Below are 1,913 nucleotides of genomic sequence, written 5' to 3' on the forward strand. Positions count from 1 at the left end.
AAGTCGGGGGATACCTTGCGTCACAATAGCAAAAAAAGGTAAGTCTTTTTGGTGTTTACCAATAGTATTGACTACCGCAATTCTGGAGTTGGGTGTGACCTTGGCTGCTGAGAGCCCATTGGCGATTTCATACGATAATAAAGGAATATTGATTCCACGCCAGGATACAAGACCTAGAAAGTAATCTGGCTTAGTATCGCGGTTTTCAGGCGCTTGATAGCCTACTACTTCAGCGACGCTAACGTTAGGTAATAAGAGCTGGGTATTACTAACCGGTAGATATAGGCTAGAGATAACACTTTGAGCATCCGACACAATTAAACTCCTTTGTTTGTTTCTAAATTGCTAGCACTGGCGTCAGGTGCACTGTAGCAGCCAACTTTATTAATTAATGCTCGAGCCAGGTCTTTTGGAGATGCGGTGTATGCACTGCATTCAAGATCAATCACAGATTGCGGCATCGAGCCATTCGCACACCCATCTGGTGCTTGAGTCCATACTGAGCAGCCTTGCTTATGCATCGTAGGTGCCATCAACGAGCCGTCATTCCCCATGCCGCTAAATACGATCACATGGCAACGTTTTCCATAATGCGCAAACAGATTTCTTAATAAATGGTCAATTGATGGACCATAGGGTCCTTCCCATTCATTGTCTCTAATTGAGACACCATTAGATGAAAAGCAGACTTCATTGTCGACAGGAACGACGAGAACTTCGCCATCTTTAACTAAACAGCAGTCGGTTATAGGCTTTAGGTCGAGCATTGAATGACGGCCTAAGACGCGTGTTAGTACGCCCGAGAAGTGGGCATCGACATGCTGAGCATAAAGAAAGCCGGCTCTGATCGTAGATGGAATTTCATCCAGGAACTCTTTCACCGCTGCAGGACCACCGAGTGAGGCTGCTAGAACCCAAACGTCTTTAGATGGCGGATGAGACAGTCTGGGTGCCTTTTCGATGTCTGAAGGCTGGCTGAAAACGGGCTTAGACTGAGCTTTATCTATTGCGACGTGATTGGTGGCCTGGGAGTCTAGAGCGAGTATAGAGTCTTCTGATTCTAGAATATCAATGCAACCAAGATGCTCTTCTAGTTTACTGACTAGTCGTCGTTCCCACGAAATATATTGCTCATCGTGTTTTCTTGGGGCTTTATCCAAACCAAAGAGCACAGGAATATTGTCTGCTTGGTCAATGATGTCATCTAACGCTACCGACTCAAAAGTATCTTCTTGCAAAGCTAAAATCCAGCATTGGATCTGATCGAGTTTTTCACTTTGTTGCTGTGCAAGCATATCGGGCTCACAACTGATAACAGGGTTTAAGCCAAAAGCGTTGAGTGCTTTGCTCAGAACGTGCCTTTGTAAGGCACAATCCGATATGACACCGATCTTAGGTCTCGCTTCCGGCACATTCATTTAGCCAATGAACCGCTCAATATTTTCCAGTAAATCATGTTCCTGGAAAGGCTTACCAAGATATTCATTCACACCGATAGAAAGTGCCCGTTCTTTGTGCTTTTGGCCGGTTCGGGAGGTAATCATGATGATTGGCACATCTTTCAAGCGTTCGTCATGCCGTACCAGTGTTGCAACCTCAAAACCGTCCATACGTGGCATTTCGATATCGAGAAGCATTACATCAGGTTTATGATCTTGTAGTGTTGCTATAGCGTCAACACCATCCTTCGCGGTAATAACTTCGTAGCCATTTCGTTCAAGCAAGCGCGTGGTAACCTTCCTAACAGTAACCGAGTCATCGACCACCATGACAGTCTTCGTTTGCTTCTCTTTAATAATGTTATCTTCATTAGAACTTAGAGAATCGAGTATGCCTGCCATGTCGTCTCGAATGAGCGCAGGAAGGTCAAGAATCACGACAACGCTACCGTCACCGAGAATAGTTGCTCCAGA

3 protein-coding genes are annotated in these 1,913 nt (G+C 45.3%); all 3 read right to left on the reverse strand.

Features of this window, described 5'->3' with window-relative positions; all coding sequences use genetic code 11:
* A partial coding sequence (locus A3735_RS06845) for a chemotaxis protein CheW (RefSeq protein WP_197476222.1) occupies positions 1-315 on the reverse strand: 315 nt, incomplete at its 3' end.
* Positions 316-317: 2 nt separating this feature from the next.
* Entirely contained in the window at positions 318-1,412 is a 1,095-nt protein-coding gene (locus tag A3735_RS06850; RefSeq protein ID WP_197485722.1) for a chemotaxis protein CheB, read from the reverse strand.
* A gap of 6 nt (positions 1,413-1,418) precedes the next feature.
* A partial coding sequence (locus A3735_RS06855; protein ID WP_156499478.1) for a response regulator occupies positions 1,419-1,913 on the reverse strand: 495 nt, incomplete at its 5' end.

This window comes from Oleiphilus sp. HI0061 (assembly GCF_001635675.1).